The organism is Caldicellulosiruptor obsidiansis OB47, from assembly GCF_000145215.1.
Taxonomy (GTDB): domain Bacteria; phylum Bacillota; class Thermoanaerobacteria; order Caldicellulosiruptorales; family Caldicellulosiruptoraceae; genus Caldicellulosiruptor; species Caldicellulosiruptor obsidiansis.
This window is the reverse complement of the sequence record NC_014392.1, coordinates 2,346,272-2,360,000: the sequence shown is the minus strand read 5'-3', so window position 1 is coordinate 2,360,000 and position 13,729 is coordinate 2,346,272. Positions and strand designations below refer to the sequence as shown.

Sequence of the window (13,729 nt, the reverse complement as noted above, 5' to 3'; positions counted from 1 at the left end):
CCGCCGCGGGCGCAGGGTATTTGAGGGGAGCTGACCCTAGTACGAGAGGACCGGGTTGGACGGACCGCTGGTTTACCAGTTGTACCGCCAGGTGCACGGCTGGGAAGCCAAGTCCGGATGGGATAAACGCTGAAAGCATCTAAGCGTGAAGCCCACCCCAAGATGAGATACCCCACACCGATGAGGTGGTAAGGGTCCTGGTAGACTACCAGGTGGATAGGCCGCATGTGTAAGCGCTGTAAGGCGTTGAGCAAGGCGGTACTAATGGCCCGAGGAGCTTGACCGCAAGATAAGCTTTCCTCCTATTCACTTGCGAGGCTGCTTAAAAATGTGCTGGAAAAGATGAATACAGGTAACAAATCCGGTGGCGAAAGAGCGAGGGTAACACCCGTTCCCATTCCGAACACGGAAGTTAAGCCTCGCAACGCCGATGATACTGTGCTGGAGACGGCACGGGAAAGTAGGTGGCTGCCGGATTTTTTATTTTTGTGTATATGTTAAATGTTTAACAATATCTGCAAAAAAGTTTTGACTCATCAAATGACAAGCCTTACAAATTGCAAGAGGTTTTTAAAAAAAACTGAGCTTAAATGTGTTCAGTCTATCTTAATTTGTAGTGTATTTCAAAAAGCAAAATTCTCACTTGGTACTGGTACCTTTTCAAGGATTTCATTTATCACGTCTGATACTTTTGTGTTTTTGATTATATATTGATTTTTGAGAAGTATCCTGTGGCTGAGGACAAAAGGAGCTAAGTACTTGACAAAATCAGGAAGAACAAAATCGTAGCCTCGGATGGCTGCAAGGCTTTGAGATGCACGCATAAGAGCAATGAAACTTCTGTTGCTTGCAGGAAGCTGAACCATCTCATGTTCTCTTGTACTTTGACAAATTTCGTATATATAAGATAGAATATCTTCATTTACATAAACTTCTTTTATTTTTTCTTGAATCTTTGTTACCTCATCCTTTGCTATCACAGGTTCTATCTCATCAAGAGGATTTTTTTCTCTGAACCTTGTAAGCATCTGGATAGTTTCTTCTTTGTTTGTATATCCCAAACTGAGCTTTATCAAAAACCTGTCAAGCTGTGCCTCGGGTAGAGGATATGTTCCTTGAATTTCAATAGGGTTTTGAGTAGCGATAACAAAAAATGGGTCTTCTAACTTATGCGTGATACCGTCAATTGTCACCTGTCTTTCTTCCATGCATTCAAGAAGGCTTGACTGTGTTCTTGGAGTTGCCCTGTTTATTTCATCAGCCAGCAGTATATTTGTGAAAATTGGACCTGGTCTGAACTCAAACTCTTGCATTTTCATATTGAAATAATATATTCCTGTTAAGTCTGATGGCAAAAGGTCTGGTGTGAACTGAATTCTTTTGAAACTGCAATCTATAGATTTTGCAAGAGCCTTTGATAACATTGTTTTTCCTGTGCCCGGGACGTCCTCTAAAAGAACATGTCCTCCTGCAAAGAGAGATGTTATTACAAGCTCAATTTGAGCTTCTTTTCCAATGATCACCTTTGATATGTTTTGAATAATCTTTTTTGCTTTATCTGCTATCTCCATTTCTCATTCCTACCCTCTTTTTAAATCTTTTTATTAAAATTTTGACCTTGCTATGTTTTATTTAAACTTACAAAACTTGCCCACAAAAATTATTTTACCTCTTTTATGTAGTTATTTCAATCACCTGTGAGGAGGTTAAACTTACAAAATATTGTACGCTGTTTTATCAAAAATGTGCAAAAACAAATCAAAAATTTGTATACCCATAACTTAACAAAGTGAGATACAATATTGTCATGTAAACAATTTCAAAGGAGGTTACAAAAGTTGGCTAACGAAATTTTAGGAACAGATGTTGTTGTGCAGATAGGAATAATTGTTAAAGACATTGAAAAGACAGCAAAAGACTTTGCAAAATTTTTTAGAGTTGAGGTTCCCCAGATTATCGAAACCGAAGAGTATGAGAAAACTCACACAGAGTATAGAGGAAAGGCTACATGTGCCCGTGCAAAACTTGCGTTTTTCAGAAACTTCAAAAACATAGAGATTGAGCTGATTGAGCCAGATGAGAATCCTTCTACATGGAGAGAGTTTTTGGAAACTCACGGCGAGGGTATTCACCATATAGGTGTGTTTGTGAAGAACATGGATGAGAAGATTGAAAATCTTAAAAAAGAGGGAATTGAGGTTGTTCAAAAAGGGGATTACACAGGCGGAAGATATGCTTACATGGATAGCACCGACAAGCTCAAATTCATCTTAGAGCTTTTAGAGAACTTTTAAAATGTTTTTGGGGAAGTGGGGAGTAAGAATATGAAAAGAATCTTAGCTTTGGTTGGAGATTTTTACCACAGTCATGACAACCTGCTCAAAGCCTTGAAGCAAGCCACAAATGCTGCTTTAGATAGTTGCGAGATAATAGATGCATCCATTGAAAACTTTGAGCAATTTCTTTCCCAGAACCCGGATGCGATTGTACTTTCTGCAGAAAACAGGATAAATCCACAGGATGAGATTATAGAGTGCTGGATGACAGAGAAGATGGAAAAGAGAATAAAAGAGTATGTTGAAGGTGGAGGAAGGCTTTTTGTATGGCACTCAGGACTTGCCTCATACCCTGAAGAAGGAGAGTTTTGCAAACTTGTGAGAGGGTATTTTAAGTTTCATCCAGATAAGCAAAAGCCTGTTAGATATCACTCTTCCCATGAAGCTGCTTTTGATGGCAGAGGATTTGATTTTGAAATTATGGATGAACACTATTTTGTTTTTTGCGACAAAGACAATACCAACATCTATCTTTACTCTGAATCAGAGGACGGCAGTTCAATTGCAGGATGGTGGCACAATTTTGGAAAGGGCAAAGTGGTTGCACTTACACCTGCTCACAGAGAAGATGGGCTTTTAGATAATAACTTCCAGGAACTTCTCAAAGCAGTTTTGACCTTTCTTTTCAAGTAGGATTTTAAAAAATATAAATAAGCCTTTTTAAAGGGCTTGTCCGGCTTTAGCCTTAGGATAAGCTCTTTTTAAAAAACCGTTGACAGGATATAAAAAAACAATTAATATAGAAATATAAAGTGAACGATTAAGTAACCCATTTGTAAAACTTTTGAGAAGGTAGGTAGAAAATGGATATTACCAGTTTTAAAAAGGAGCTAAAAAGTCATCTTGAAGAAAAGATAATACCATTTTGGCAAAGTCTAAAGGACGACGAATTTGGCGGCTACTATGGATATATGGACTTTAATCTCAATATTAACAAGAAAGCTCAAAAAGGTTGTATTTTAAACTCAAGGATACTGTGGTTTTTCTCAGCATGTTACAATGTGCTGAAAAGTGAAAAATGCAAAGAGCTGGCTTTTCATGCGTTTGAATTTTTGAAAAACAAGTTTTGGGACAAAGACTATGAAGGACTTTTCTGGAGTGTATCCCTTGAAGGTTTGCCCGTTGATGTGACAAAACATGTTTATGTTCAAGCTTTTGGTATATACGGGCTTTCTGAGTACTATGAAGCATCCGGTGATAAAGAAGCTCTTTTTTTGGCAAGAAAACTTTTCGAGATTTTAGAGACAAGATGCAAAAGGGAAAATGGATACACAGAACAGTTTGAAAGAAACTGGCAAGAAAAAGAAAACAGGTTTTTGAGCGAAAATGGAGTAATTGCCTCAAAAACAATGAACACGCATCTTCATGTACTGGAGAGCTACACAAACCTTTACAAGGTTTTGAAGCTTGATGATGTGTATGAGGCGCTTGAGTGGCTTGTAAGACTCTTTGTTGAGAAGATTTATAAAAAAGGCACAGGGCACTTTAAAGTATTCTGTGATGATAACTGGAATGAACTTATAAAGGCAGTATCATATGGACATGACATTGAAGCAAGCTGGCTTTTGGATGAAACTGCTAAGTATTTGAGGGATGAAAAATTAAAAGAGGAGGTTGAAAAGCTCACATTAGAGGTTGCGCAAGTAACTTTACAAGAAGCATTTGATGGGAAAAGCCTTATAAACGAGAAGGTAGAGGACAGAGTTGACAGAAGCAAAATCTGGTGGGTTGAGGCAGAGACAGTAGTTGGATTTTTCAATGCATATCAAAAGACAAAAGAGGAAAAATATTTAGATGCAGCCATCAAGACATGGGAGTTCATAAAAGAATATCTTGTTGACAAAAGAAAAAACTCTGAGTGGCTATGGAAGGTAGATGAAAATCTAAACCCTGTACAGATGCCAATTGTTGAGCCGTGGAAGTGCCCATATCACAATGGTAGAATGTGTTTGGAGATAATAAAGAGAGTTGGTTAAAAATTTCAAGCTTGCTCCTGTAAAGTTACAAAGAAATAAAGTATAATAGAAAGTAAAAAAGAAAAGGCTTGTAAAGCCTAATTTGAAGGGGAATAAAAAGACCATGGACAAGAGAGTTACCATGAAAGACATTGCTGAAAAGCTTGGTGTCTCCAAAGTAACAGTGTCAAAAGCTCTCAAAGACAGTCCTGATATTAGTTCATCCTTAAAAGAGAAGATTATAAAGACTGCCCAGGAGATGGGTTACATCTACAATGCAAAGGGCAGGATGCTAAGAGAAAACCTAACGTATTCCATCGGTGTGATATCGTCAGAAAAGTATTATGGCAAAGACGACTATTTCTACATAGACCTTTACAAGCATCTTTCAAACAGTTTAGAGAAGCTTGGCTTTACAACAACCTTCAACATCATAAGCCAGTCAGATGAAAACGAGCTATCTGTCCCCAACGCGCTTCTGGAACAGAAGGTAGACGGCGTTGTTATTTTGGGTCAAATGAGTCATGACTACATTCAGAAAGTTTTAAATTACAACTACCCGACAGTATTTTTAGACTTTTACTGTGACAAGTTTAACGTTGACTGTGTCATCACAGACAACTTTTACGCAACATACGAGATAACTAACATGCTAATAGAGCAGGGTCACACTAAAATTGGATTTGTAGGAAACATCTATGCAACAAGCAGTATCCAGGACAGGTTCCTGGGCTTTTACAAGGCACTTTTGGAGAACAAGATAGAACTCAATAAAGATTGGATAATAAAAGACAGGGATGACAACAACAATTTCATAGATATTACATTACCTAAAAACCTTCCGACGGCATTTGTTTGCAACTGTGACAAGACTGCTTATATTACAATCGAAAAGCTCAAATCAAGTGGATATAAGGTGCCGGATGATGTTTCAGTGGTGGGATTTGATGACAGTCTCCATGCAGTGCTCTCACAACCCAAAATTACTACAGTCCGCGTGAATTTGGAAGAGATGGGCAGAAGAACAGCCAAAATGATGGTTGAAAAAATAAAGCAAGGGGAAAAACATTATGGCAAAATGCTCATAAAAGGCAAGATTATCATAAGAGAGTCTGTCAAGGCTTTGAAATAACACTTTGTTAACATGGTCAAGTAAAAATTTTAAATTCACATACAAATACATAAAAAATAGGAGGTAGGAACTATATGGATATTAAAATTGTTGGGCAATCACTTCCAAACATGCCATGGGAAGAGAGACCAAAAGACTGTAAGGATATTGTCTGGAGGTCTAAACACAACCCAATTATCAAGAGAAATCAGGCAAAAGATGCAAACAGCATCTTCAACAGCGCGGTGGTTCCGTTCAAAGATGGGTTTGCAGGTGTTTTTAGAGTAGATGACAGGGCAAGAAGAATGAACATCAGACGTGGTTTTAGCAAGGATGGTTACAACTGGGAGATTGACGATGAACCAATCAACTTCATCCAGCAGACAAGAGACCCGCTTGTAAGTGAGTATAAATACGACCCAAGAGTAACTTTTATAGAAGACAGGTATTATATCACATGGTGTAATGGCTATCATGGACCGACAATTGGTGTTGGCTATACATTCGACTTCGAAAAGTTTTATCAGATTGAAAATGCATTTTTGCCATACAACAGAAATGGTGTGCTTTTCCCAAGAAAGATAAACGGCAAATACGCTATGCTATCCCGCCCATCGGATACGGGGCACACAGCTTTCGGCGATATATTTTATAGCGAAAGCCCTGATATGATTCACTGGGGTTGCCACAGACATGTAATGTCAGCAGGCTATACTCCTTGGCAGTCGCTCAAAATAGGGGCAGGTCCTACACCAATTGAGACAAGTGAAGGATGGCTGTTAATTTATCACGGTGTACTTCTTTCATGCAACGGTTATGTATACAGCTTTGGCGCAGCGCTTTTAGATTTGGAAAAACCATGGATTGTAAAAGCAAGATCAAAATCTTATCTTCTTTCACCACAAGAATATTATGAATGTGTTGGAGATGTTCCAAACGTAGCATTCCCATGCGCGACACTTTGTGATGCTAATACAGGAAGACTTGCAATTTACTATGGTGGTGCTGACACTGTCGTGAACCTTGCATTTGCTTATGTTCAGGATATAATTGAACTTCTCAAGAGAGAAAGCCAGGAATAACAAAAATATTGAGGATAAAAACATACAAAGAAAGGCCGGCAGCAAAACAAAGTTGCTGGCCTTTTTAATTTTATTATATTTTTTTAAACTTACAATCAGTTTATTTACTGGTAAAGTAAAAATATAAAATCTACAGTATAAAATATTAAATCTCTCGGGTTGTTAAATATGCACCACAAATTTTATAATGAATATGTAGTTGTTTTGCAGTTTTTCTATACAAAAATTACATTCTGAAAAGGAGGATGGTTTATGTTTAAAAAAAGAGTTGCTTTACTGATTGCTATTGTCTTTTTGATGACCATCATTGTTCCAGGGTTTTTAAGCGCTCCAACAAAGGCAGTAGCAGCGTCCAAAAACCCAATAGTTTTTAAGATTTACTGGGGTGATTCTAATGCAGAACCGGTTGATGTGTGGAAGACGCCAGTTGGTAAAAAGGTTGAAGAGCTCACAGGTGTAAGGCTCCAGTTTGAATTTATTGTCGGCAGCGACGAGGAAACAAAGGCAGGTATCATGCTTGCAAGTGGCGACTTGCCGGACTTAATCAATGCACACAATGTTGTAAACAAGTTTATTGAAGCAGGAGCTTTAGTTCCCTTAGATGATTACATTGCTAAGTACGGCAAGAACATCAAGAAATGGTATGATACAAAAGCACTCAAAAAACTCAAATATCCAAAGGATGGACACATTTACTATCTTACACCTTTCAGAGAAGAGTCTGACCCGCTCTATTCATTTGCTGGGTTCTGGCTACCTATATACGTTCTCAAAGAGAACAAATGGCCAGTTGTAAGAGATATTGACACATATTTCAAGATTGTAAAAGACGCTGTCAAAAAACATCCAACATACAATGGCAAACCAACAATAGCTTTTACAGCGCTTACTGACAGCTGGAGAATATATGTACTGATGCAACAGCCGCTTAGGCTTGAAGGTTATCCGAACGATGGTGGCTGGCTTATTGACGAAAAGACAGGTGTTGTAAAAGACAGCTATACAATGCCATATGCAAAAACATATTACAAGATACTCAACCAGATGTGGAACGAAGGTCTTCTTGACAAAGAAATGTTTTCACAAAACTATGACCAGTATTTAGCAAAGATTTCCTCTGGTAGAGTTATTGGTTTTTATGATGAAAGATGGCAGATACAATCTGCAATAGATTCTCTTGAAAAACAAGGACTTTACGACAGAATTCCGATTGCAATGCCAGTGCTCAAGAAAGGTGTAAAGAGAGATAGATACAACGTAGTTACAATGGGAACAGGTGCCGGAATATCAATTACAAAGAAGTGCAAAGACCCGATTGCAGCGTTCAAGTTCTTGGACAGAATGGCTGGCGAGGATATCTTGAAACTCATCAACTGGGGTATCCAAGGCCAGGACTACTATGTAAAGAATGGAAAGATGTATAAAGATGCAAAGCAGATTCAAAACTACATGAACCCAGATTACAGAAAGAAACAGGGCATTGGCGGAAATATCTGGTTTGCATTCCCAAGACCACCGTTTGACTGGACATATTCAGACAAGAGCGGAAAGATTTCTTGGGACTATTCAGAGCAGGCATTAGAACAAAGGTATAAGCCATATGAAAAGGAAGTTTTGAAAGCTTATAAGATTAAGTCGTTCAAAGACTTGTTCTCACCAACATGGAACTCACCGTACGGATATGGCTGGGATATCAAGCTTCCAGACGACCTGCAGGCAATCCAGAACCAGGCTGATGACTTGCAGAGAAGATATATTGCAAAAGCAATAATGGCAAAACCGGGTGAGTACGATAAGATCTGGAATGAATACCTCAACAAGATGAAGAACATTCCTCTCAAGAAGGTAATTGACTTTAGACAAAAAGAGATTCAGAGAAGACTCAAAGAGTGGAACTAATTGGTGTTTTGGAATTCAGCAATTTTAAAGCTCACGGAACACCTAAATTTTAAAGGTGTTCCGTGAGTATTTAGTTTAATTGACGCTACAAGCTTTTTAAGGAGGAAAAGGCAGATGCAGTCATCTAAGAAAGGATTATTTTCAACAATCTATAACCAGCGCCAGCTAATTGTTCTTACATTTCCTTTTTTAATTATGGTGCTGATTTTTAACTACTTTCCCCTGTGGGGCTGGCTATTAGCTTTCAAAGACTACAAACCTTATCTTGGTTTTCAAAATTCAGAGTGGGTTGGATTTAAAAACTTTGCAGACCTATTTTCAGACGTTTATTTTTTCCAGGCGCTTAGAAATACCCTGGTCATAAGCTGTTTGAAACTAATATTCAACTTTTTGTCTTCTATAACATTTGCAATACTTCTAAATGAGATTAAAAACATGCTATTTAAAAGAACAGTGCAGACAATTTCCTATCTTCCACACTTTGTTTCATGGGTTGTAGCAGCAAATATTATATACACACTGCTTTCACCTGACTATGGAATAATAAACGAACTTCTTGTCAAATTCCATATTCTAAAAGAACCAATTAATTTTTTAGGCGAACCTCAATATTTCTGGTTCATAGCACCAGTTACTGAGGTTTGGAAAGAGATGGGCTGGAACGCAATTATATACTTGGCTGCAATGACAAACATCGACCCGCAGCTTTATGAGGCTGCAAGTATAGACGGTGCGGGCAGGCTAAAGAGAATATGGTATATAACCTTGCCAGGCATTCTACCTACAGTTAAGATTCTTCTTATAATGAACGTCGGCTGGATTTTGAACGCTGGCTTTGAACAAATGTACCTTTTACAAAGGCCGTCAACCCTGGACTATTCAGATATCCTTGAGACATACATATTAAGATATGGTATTGGCAGTGGAAGATGGTCATATGCAACAGCAGCTGGTATTTTCAACTCAGTTGTGAGCCTGATTTTGGTTACAACTGCAAACAAGATAGCATCCAAGATTGGCGAAGGTGAAAGAGTATTTTAAAAATCTTTATTAAGGGGTGTTTTTGAGGTGCAAACGTCAGCAAAGTACAGGGCAGCAGAGGATTTAGTCATTGATATTGTGGTATATACAATCATGATAATCGTGATGATTACAACTTTATATCCTTTTTGGAATATACTTGCTATTTCTCTTAACGATGCGCTTGATTCCATAAGAGGTGGAATATATCTGTGGCCTAGGAAATTTACACTTAACAACTATAGAGTTATCCTCAGCAATCCTGACATATACCATGCAACGCTTGTATCAATTTTGAGAGCTGTTATAGGGAGCATCACAAATGTTCTTTCATGTTTGATGGTTGCGTATGGAATCAGCCGAAAGGACTATATATTCAGAAAGTTTATTTCCAGAGTTATAGTGTTTACAATGTATTTTAGCGGCGGTCTTATTCCCACATATCTTCTTATGAAAAATCTTCATCTTGTTGGAACGTTCTGGGTATACATTTTGCCTGGTATGGTAAGTGCATTCAATATAATTGTTATAAGAAGCTATATAGACGGGCTTCCTCAAAGTCTCATTGAATCAGCTAAGATTGACGGTGCAAGCGAATACAGGATTCTGTTCCAGATAATAATGCCGCTTTGCCTTCCTGTTTTAGCAACTGTTACCCTTTGGGTTGCAGTTGGACAGTGGAATGCATGGTTTGACACCTTCCTGTATAACTCCGGGAAACCAGAGCTTTCTACTTTGCAGTTTGAGCTTCAAAAGATCTTGCAATCTGTGCAATCTGCATCAACAAACCCCGACTTTTCAGCATCACTTACATCTTCTGGTAGGACTGTAACACCAACTGCTATCCGAGCAACCATGACAATAGTTGCAACACTGCCTATACTTTTTGTTTATCCGTTCCTGCAAAGATATTTCATACACGGTCTTACAATTGGTAGTATAAAAGAGTGAAGAAGAGTGTGTTATAATTAAATCAATATCCTCTTAGCATAAAAAGAAGAGGAAAGATTTATGCGCAGAGTAATTAAGATTATAAATGATATTCCCCTGTTTAAGAAGATATTTTCCATATTTTTTATGTTTGTTTTTATTCCCCTTTTAATTTTGAGCAGCCAATTTATCTCGCAGATTGATTTTTATATAAACGATAGGCTCCACGGCCAGATTGAAAATGCGTCAAATATGACAATTTCGAATTTCAAGAAAGTCGTTGAGCTTGCAATCAATCTTGCGTATACCATATATTCAGACCCGAGAGTAATTGAGACTATAAATACCCGGTATTTGTCCGTTGAGGAATTTTATGATACGTATGAGAAGAACATAAAACCAATACTTCAGAACGCAAGAATACTCTATCCGCAGATTTCGCAAATAACCATATACTGTGACAATCCTACCATACTCAATGCAGATGGACTTGCGTTTTTAACAGAGGAGTATAAAAAGTTTTTTCAAAAAGGAGAAAAAGAGGGCAAAAATCTCTATGTACTAAGTGGTCTTGAGAATGAAAAACCGTATGTTTCTATTATGCTAAATCTCAACTTTTATGAGCAATATGTGCCCAAGTACCAGCCTAGTCCAATTAAAAAGTTTTTGAGAATTGACCTGAACAGGGTGTATCTTAACAGTATTTTGAGCACTTTTAAAGATGGACACATATTTATAGCAGATGAGAAAGGTATAGTATATTTTAGTGACCTTTTGTATTACAATCAGGTTGAAAGACTAAGCAATCTTTTGAAAGAAGAAAAAAATCAAACTGTTGTATTTGATAAGCTGCTATCAACAGAACTTCCTTATTTTGAAAACTGGAGATTTATTGTTACAACTGACAATAGTGGAATATCAAAGAGGTTGCTTGAGCATCAGAGAAATTACATTGCAATTGTGCTTTTATGTTTTATGCTTGCGTTTTTTGCACTTTTTTTAATAGTAAATTCGGTAGTAAATAGACTTTCAGTTTTAGCAAAGCACATCAAAAAGGCAAGAAAACAACAGTTTGAAAGTATCAATATTGAAGCTGGCAAAGATGAGATAGGTCAGGTTATAGAAGAGTTTAATATCATGGCACAAAAGATAAAAGAGCTACTTGAGAAGGAAATAAAATATGAGCTTAAACAAAAAGAACTGGCTTTGGAGAAAAAACAAGCAGAGATAAATGCGCTTCAGAGCCAGATAAATCCTCATTTTCTTTTTAACACCTTAGAGACAATCCGCATGAGAAGTATGCTCAAAAAAGAGTTTGAGACAGCAAATGCCATAAAACTTCTTGCAAAACTTTTAAAACGAAGTATAAGGTGGGAATATGACCTTATAACCATTGAAGAGGAAGTTTCGGCTATTTATGACTACCTTGAGATACAAAAGTACAGGTTCGGGGAAAAGCTAAAATTTGAGGTCAAGGTAGACGAAAACATAAAGTCAACAAAGATACCAAAAATGACCATACAACCTCTTGTTGAGAACGCATGTGTTCATGGGGTAGAAAATAGTAAAGGTGAAGGAAGGATTGTGGTCAAGGTTTTCAAAGAAGGTGATATGATATCAATACATGTTGAGGACAATGGAAAAGGCATGGAAGATGAAAAGTTAGCGGAGCTTTTGCGCTCAATAAAAGGACTTTCATCTGACAAGGCAAGTAGTGTGGGGCTTAAAAATGTTTTTAGGAGGCTTGAACTATTTTATGACAAGGATTTTAGCTTTGAGATATTGAGAGGCGAGCTTGGGGGATTAAAAGTTGTGATAAAAATTCCAGACAAGAGGGACTTTGAAGATGCTGTACAAAGTATTGATAGTTGAAGATGAGGTGTTTATGAGAGAAGGGCTAAAAAACCTAATTGACTGGAAAGAATTAGGGTTTGAGATAGTGGGCGAGGCAGAGGATGGAGTTACTGCCTTTGAGTTTTTGAAAAAGGTACAGGTTGACGTGCTCATCAGCGACATCAAGATTCCGCTTTTAAGTGGTCTTGATCTTATAGAGAAAGTAAAAAATGAGTTAAAAAATCCGCCTGAAGTGATAATCATCAGCGGGTATGCAGATTTTGAGTATGCGAAAAAAGCTATCCAGCATGGTGTTGTCAATTATATATTGAAGCCAATTGAAGAAGAAGAGCTTGTTGATACGCTACTTAAAGTAAAGTCAAAACTCAAAAAGCGAGAGTTAATTAATGAAGGCGACAACCTGCTTACACTTGAGAGAAGCTTTAAAGCAACGATAGAAAGTAGCAACATCAAGATAGAAAATGGATTTTATGTTGGAATAGTTTATTTTAAAGAAATGTCAAATTGGTTGAATCTCTTTTTTGATGAGAGGATAGAAAATATATTGTCGAAGATAAAAGGATGTTTTGAACTACTTAAAAAAGAGGGGCTTATGTATGAATTTTCAGAGATTGAAGGCAAATACTATGTAGTTGCAACCTCTGAAGAGGACATAAGAAAGGCATACCAAAGCATAAAAAATATGGTTGACTTTGCAACAGAGATTGTGTTTGCTTTTTCAAGAAAGATTTCAAAACAAGCTCAGTTTTTTGATGCCATTTACGAGGCAGCTTACTCTTTAAACTTTGCACTTTTTTACAATCAGACAGGAATTACATTTTATAGTAGTAGCCTGCCCAATTCAAAAGAGATTTTGTATTCAAAGGAATATGACAAAAAACTCATTTTGGCTATTGAAGAAGAGGATAACCAGAACCTGCAGAAGATAATTAAAGAAATGATAGAAGATATTAAACAAGGAAGGTACCAGCTTGACTTTATAAAATCGTATTTGAGCTTTATTTTAGTATCTATAAGCTCTTATTTTAGCAGGATAGGACTCAATTTAGAAGATGAAATAGAGTATTTTTCAGGCTTGAAGCTGGGATTTTCAAATGTTGAGGAAATAGAAAAGAACATGTTAAAGTTTTGTGAAGGGATACTAAATAAGTTCAGACAGTGGAAAACAAGCCTATCTAACGGTATCATGAGTGAGCTTGAAAAGTATATAAAGGAAAACTATAACAAGAACCTAACGCTAAAATCTGTTGCGCAAAAATTTTATCTAAACCCTGTGTACTTGGGTCAGCTTTTTAAAAAGCATTACGGGATGTATTTTAATTCTTATCTGCAAAAGATACGCGTTGAAGAAGCAAAAAGGCTCTTGATATCAACTAATATGAAGATATACGAAATCTCGCAGGCAGTTGGGTACAACGACACAGACTATTTTATCCAGTGCTTCGCAAAACTTTGCAATATGACGCCCAACCAGTTTAGAAAAAAGTACAGAAAAGTATAAAAAAGGCTGGGACTTTTGCAAAAAGCATTTTCCCAGCCTTC

11 protein-coding genes and 2 rRNA genes (1 of these 13 only partly in view) are annotated in these 13,729 nt (G+C 37.3%); 12 read left to right on the top strand and 1 reads right to left on the bottom strand.

Going from position 1 to position 13,729, the window contains the following annotated elements; translation table 11 throughout:
- Together COB47_RS10985 and rrf are read left to right on the top strand one after the other, a co-directional pair.
- Positions 1 to 286, top strand: a 23S ribosomal RNA gene (locus COB47_RS10985); it begins 2,662 nt to the left of the window's first position.
- Between the two features lie 74 nt (positions 287 to 360).
- Positions 361 to 477 (top strand): 5S ribosomal RNA (gene rrf / locus COB47_RS10980).
- A gap of 146 nt (positions 478 to 623) precedes the next feature.
- On the opposite strand, the gene COB47_RS10975 is transcribed toward rrf, so the two are convergent.
- Positions 624 to 1,571, bottom strand: a complete 948-nt coding sequence (locus COB47_RS10975) for an AAA family ATPase (RefSeq protein WP_013291425.1) — start codon at positions 1,569 to 1,571, stop codon at positions 624 to 626.
- 267 nt (positions 1,572 to 1,838) lie between these two features.
- Between COB47_RS10975 and COB47_RS10970 the strand changes: the two genes are divergently transcribed.
- The 10 genes from COB47_RS10970 to COB47_RS10925 all read left to right on the top strand — a co-directional run bounded on the left by COB47_RS10970 (position 1,839) and on the right by COB47_RS10925 (position 13,688).
- Positions 1,839 to 2,294, top strand: a complete 456-nt coding sequence (locus tag COB47_RS10970) for a VOC family protein (RefSeq protein ID WP_013291424.1) — start codon at positions 1,839 to 1,841, stop codon at positions 2,292 to 2,294.
- 30 nt (positions 2,295 to 2,324) lie between these two features.
- Positions 2,325 to 2,969 (top strand): ThuA domain-containing protein, encoded by a 645-nt coding sequence (locus tag COB47_RS10965; protein WP_013291423.1) that lies wholly within the window; start codon positions 2,325 to 2,327, stop codon positions 2,967 to 2,969.
- A 170-nt stretch (positions 2,970 to 3,139) separates the two neighbouring features.
- A complete protein-coding gene (locus COB47_RS10960; protein WP_013291422.1) occupies positions 3,140 to 4,312 on the top strand; it encodes an AGE family epimerase/isomerase in 1,173 nt (390 codons plus the stop codon).
- 103 nt (positions 4,313 to 4,415) lie between these two features.
- Entirely contained in the window at positions 4,416 to 5,423 is a 1,008-nt protein-coding gene (locus tag COB47_RS10955; protein ID WP_013291421.1) for a substrate-binding domain-containing protein, read from the top strand.
- Positions 5,424 to 5,497: 74 nt separating this feature from the next.
- Complete coding sequence (locus COB47_RS10950) at positions 5,498 to 6,484, top strand: glycoside hydrolase family 130 protein (protein ID WP_013291420.1); 987 nt, start codon at positions 5,498 to 5,500, stop codon at positions 6,482 to 6,484.
- 252 nt (positions 6,485 to 6,736) lie between these two features.
- On the top strand, positions 6,737 to 8,383 hold the full coding sequence (locus COB47_RS10945) for an ABC transporter substrate-binding protein (RefSeq protein ID WP_013291419.1): 1,647 nt from the start codon (positions 6,737 to 6,739) through the stop codon (positions 8,381 to 8,383).
- 114 nt (positions 8,384 to 8,497) lie between these two features.
- A complete protein-coding gene (locus COB47_RS10940; protein ID WP_013291418.1) occupies positions 8,498 to 9,424 on the top strand; it encodes an ABC transporter permease in 927 nt (308 codons plus the stop codon).
- Between the two features lie 27 nt (positions 9,425 to 9,451).
- Entirely contained in the window at positions 9,452 to 10,354 is a 903-nt protein-coding gene (locus COB47_RS10935) for a carbohydrate ABC transporter permease (RefSeq protein ID WP_013291417.1), read from the top strand.
- A 60-nt stretch (positions 10,355 to 10,414) separates the two neighbouring features.
- A complete protein-coding gene (locus tag COB47_RS10930; protein WP_013291416.1) occupies positions 10,415 to 12,205 on the top strand; it encodes a sensor histidine kinase in 1,791 nt (596 codons plus the stop codon).
- Positions 12,180 to 13,688, top strand: coding sequence for a response regulator transcription factor (locus tag COB47_RS10925; protein WP_013291415.1), 1,509 nt, complete (start codon positions 12,180 to 12,182; stop codon positions 13,686 to 13,688). Before COB47_RS10930 ends, COB47_RS10925 begins: the two co-directional genes overlap by 26 nt.
- The last annotated feature ends 41 nt before the right edge of the window (positions 13,689 to 13,729 follow it).